Here is a 3,926-nt window from a genome sequence, read left to right as displayed (position 1 = left end):
ACGCTGGCCGAGGCCACCGGGAACCCCGCCGTCATGGCGGCGGTCCAGGAGCTGATCAACCAGGCGAACCAGTCCGTCTCCCAGGCCGAGGCCATCAAGTCGTTCCGGATCGTGACGTCGGACTTCACCGAGGCCTCCGGCCACCTGACCCCGTCCATGAAGGTAAAGCGCGCCCAGGTGATGAAGGACTACGAGGACGTGATCGAGGAGATGTACGCCGCGAAGCGTCCCACCCACGCCTGAGACGCCCGCACCACACTCACCTGCACAACGAAGACCTGCACCACTCAGACCAGAAAGGGCTCCCCCGGCCGCAGCCGGAGGAGCCCTTTCTGCTGGATGCCGCTGCCGCTATTCGACGACCAGCAGCAGGTCACCGCCCTGGACCTGTTCGACGGCGCTGACGGCGATCCGGGCCACGGTGCCGGCCACCGGCGTCGTGATCGAGGCCTCCATCTTCATCGCTTCGATGGTCGCGACGGTTTCCCCGGCCTTAACCGCGTCGCCCGCCTTGACGGTCAGGGTGACGGCACCGGCGAACGGCGCGGCCACCTGGCCCGGCTGCGAGGCGTCGGCCCGCTCGGCCGCCTTGACGTTGCTCACCACGGACCTGTCACGGACCACCACCGGCCTGGACTGGCCGTTGAGCGTGCACATCACGGTCCGCATCCCCTTCTCATCCGGCTCCGACACGGCCTCCAGCGAGGCGATCAGCCGGACCCCCTTCTCYAGTTCGATCTCGTGCTCCGCGCCGCGTTGCAGCCCGAACAGGTAGTCGCGGGTGTCCAGGACCGAGAGGTTGCCGTAGGTGTCGACGCTCTTCTGGTAGTCCTTGGTGGGACCGGCGAAGAGCAAACGGTTGAGCGTCTGCTGCACCGTCTTGGAGTCGCCCTTGAGGGCCTCGCTGTCCTCGGCGCTGAGTTCGGCGTCGCGGACCTTGACGCTGCGGCCCTGCAGGGCCTTGGTCCGGAACGGCTCCGGCCAGCCGCCGGGCGGGTCGCCCAATTCGCCGGAGAGGAAGCCGATGACGGAGTCCGGGATGTCGTACTTTTGCGGGTTCTCGTTGAAGTCCGCCGGGTCCGCGTTGAGGCCCACCAGGTGCAGGGCCAGGTCGCCGACCACCTTGGAGGAGGGCGTGACCTTCACGAGCCGACCCAGGATGCGGTCCGCCGCGGTGTACATGTCTTCGATCGCTTCGAAGCGTTCGCCCAGGCCCAGCGCCATCGCCTGCTGGCGCAGGTTCGAGAGCTGACCGCCGGGGATCTCGTGCTGGTAGACCCGGCCTGTGGGGCCTGGCAGGCCCGATTCGAAGGGGGCGTAGACGCGGCGCACGGCCTCCCAGTAGGGTTCCAAGGCGCACACGTTGGCCAGGCTCAGGCCGGTGTCGCGGGGTGTGTGGGCCAAAGCCGCGACCAGCGCCGAGGCGGAGACCTGGCTGGTGGTACCGGCCAGTGAGGCCGAAGCCACGTCCACGGCGTCCACACCGGCATCCACGGCGGCCAGCAGGGTGGCCAGCTGGCCGCCGGCGGTGTCGTGGGTGTGCAGGTGGACCGGCAGGTCGAACCGCTCCCGCAGGGCCGTCACCAGGCGTGCAGCGGCCGCGGGGCGCAACAGCCCCGCCATGTCCTTGATGGCAAGGATGTGCGCGCCGGCGTCGACGATCTTCTGCGCCAGCTCCAGGTAGTAGTCCAGGGTGTAGAGGGTTTCCTCCGGATCCAGCATGTCCGCGGTGTAGCAGAGGGCGACCTCGGCCACGGCGGTGCCGGTCTCCCGCACGGCGCGGATGGCGGGGGCCATCTGGTTGACGTCGTTGAGGGCGTCGAAGATGCGGAAGATATCGATGCCGGTCGCGGCGGCCTCGTTGACGAACGCCACGGTCACCTCCTCCGGGTACGGCGTGTAGCCGACGGTGTTCCGGCCGCGGAGCAGCATCTGCAGGCAGATATTCGGCAGCGCCTTGCGCAGCGCGGCCAGGCGGTCCCAAGGGTCCTCGCCCAGGAAGCGCAGGGCGACGTCGTAGGTCGCGCCGCCCCAGGCCTCGACGGAGAGCAGTTCGGGGAGCAGCCTGGACTCGGCGGGGGCGGCCGCCACGAGGTCGCGGGTGCGGACGCGGGTCGCCAGCAGTGACTGGTGCGCGTCGCGGAAGGTGGTGTCGGTGACGGCGACCGCTACCTGCTCGCGGAGGGCCTTCGCGAAGCCCTCCGGCCCGAGCTCGAGCAGCCGCTGGCGGGACCCCGCCGGGGCGTCTCCTTCGGCGAGGGCCGGAAGCTTGTCCGCCGGGTCGCTGTGCACGGTGAGCTCGCCGTTCGGCTTGTTGACCGTGACCTCGGCGAGCCAGGTCAGCAGCTTGGTGCCGCGGTCCGCGGAGACCCGCGCCTTGAGCAGTCCGGGGCGTTCGTCGATGAACGAGGTGGCGACGTCGCCGGCGACGAAGTCCGGRTCGTCCAGGACGGCCTGCAGGAAGGAGATGTTGGTGGACACGCCGCGGATCCGGAACTCGGCGAGGGCCCGCCGGGCGCGGGCTACGGCGGTCGGGTAGTCGCGGCCGCGGCAGGTCAGCTTGACCAGCATCGAGTCGAAGTGCGGGCTGATCTCGGCACCCGAGTACACGGTGCCGCCGTCGAGCCGGACACCGGCGCCGCCGGCCGAACGGTAGCCGGTGATCTTGCCGACGTCGGGACGGAAGCCGTTCGCCGGGTCCTCGGTGGTGATGCGGCACTGCAGCGCGGCGCCCCGAAGCTTGACCGTCTCCTGGGAGAGGCCCAGGTCGGCGAGGGTCTCGCCGGCGGCGATGCGCAGCTGCGCCTGGACGAGGTCGACGTCGGTGACTTCCTCGGTGACGGTGTGCTCGACCTGGATGCGCGGGTTCATCTCGATGAAGACGTGCTGGCCGGCCCGCTCACCCACGGTGTCCACGAGGAACTCCACGGTGCCCGCGTTGACGTAGTTCAAGGCCTTGGCGAATTTCACGGCGTCCCGGTAGAGCGCCTGCCGGATTCCCTCGTCCAGGTTGGGCGCGGGGGCAATTTCGATGACCTTCTGGTGGCGGCGCTGGATGGAGCAGTCGCGCTCGAAGAGGTGCATCACGTTGCCCTCGGCGTCGGCGAGGATCTGGACCTCGATGTGCCGCGGCCGCAGCACTGCCTGCTCCAGGAACATGGTGGGATCGCCAAAGGCTGCATCGGCCTCGCGCATCGCGGCCTGCAGGGCCTCGGGCAGCGCCTCACGGGTGTCCACCCGGCGCATGCCCCGCCCGCCGCCGCCGGCGACGGCCTTGGCGAAGATGGGGAACCCGATTTCGTCCGCGGCGGCGATGAGCTCGTCAACGTCCTTGGAAGGCTGGCTGGATCTAAGCACCGGCACGCCGGCCTTGCGGGCGGCCTCGAGGGCGGCGACCTTGTTGCCGGCCAGTTCCAGGACCTCCGCCGGCGGACCGACGAAGGTGATGCCGGCGGCCGTTGCCGCGCGGGCCAAGTTGGGGTTCTCGGAGAGGAAGCCGTAGCCGGGGTAGATCGCGTCGGCGCCCGCCTCCTTCGCGACCCTGACCACTTCGTCCACGTCGAGGTACGCCCGGACCGGGTGCCCCTCCTCGCCGATCAGATACGCCTCGTCGGCCTTCTGGCGGTGGATGGAGTTACGGTCTTCGGTAGGAAACACCGCAACCGTTTTGGCACCCAGCTCATAGCTGGCCCGGAAGGCACGGATCGCGATTTCGCCGCGGTTAGCCACCAGAATCTTGGAAAACATACTTCTCCTGCATCATTGCGAGCGGTCGGTAAGTTGTCACAGTTTCTAAGACCTGTGCGCACACACACAAATGAATGTGTCGACCATCACAGCATTATGCTTCATTTCGGGTGCATTAAGGAGATCACCGGCCTTCCGGGAGCGTCCGGCATGGTTCCCGGCTACCGGGAGGGCCGCCG

General features: G+C 68.8%; 1 protein-coding gene and 1 pseudogene. One reads left to right on the top strand and one right to left on the bottom strand.

Annotated features, from left to right (window positions below; all coding sequences use genetic code 11):
• Positions 1-243 (top strand): annotated as a pseudogene (locus tag AB4Y86_RS13775) (long-chain fatty acid--CoA ligase); the annotation flags it as partial.
• 108 nt (positions 244-351) lie between these two features.
• Here AB4Y86_RS13775 and AB4Y86_RS13770 read toward each other — a convergent pair.
• Positions 352-3,747, bottom strand: a complete 3,396-nt coding sequence (locus AB4Y86_RS13770; protein ID WP_441402776.1) for a pyruvate carboxylase — start codon at positions 3,745-3,747, stop codon at positions 352-354.
• Positions 3,748-3,926: the final 179 nt, after the last annotated feature.

Source organism: Arthrobacter sp. 2YAF22_2 (assembly GCF_052114645.1).
Lineage (GTDB): Bacteria > Actinomycetota > Actinomycetes > Actinomycetales > Micrococcaceae > Arthrobacter.
This window is presented reverse-complemented; position numbering and strand designations above follow the sequence as displayed.